A 285-nucleotide genomic window follows, 5' to 3' on the forward strand; every position below is an offset into this window, starting at 1 on the left:
GGCCACCTGCAGGCCACCGGGCTCGACGCGCGCGGGCGGCGCCAGTACCGCTACCACCCCGACTGGCGGCGGCTGCGCGACGGCAAGTTCGAGCGCATGCGCGCGTTTGGTCAGGCGCTGCCGCGCATCCGCGCGCGCGTGGCGCGTGACCTGGCGCCGCGTCGCAGCCCGCCGCTGGCGCGCACGCGGGTGCTGGCAGCCATCGTGCGGCTGCTCGATACTACCTGCCTGCGCGTGGGCAACGAGGAGTACGCGGCCAGCAACCACTCGTACGGCCTGACCACG

1 pseudogene is annotated in these 285 nt (G+C 75.1%); it reads left to right on the top strand.

The window, feature by feature from the left end:
* Window positions 1-285 (top strand): annotated as a pseudogene (locus B2J89_RS22130) (DNA topoisomerase IB); the annotation flags it as partial.

This window comes from Acidovorax sp. SRB_24, from assembly GCF_012931925.1.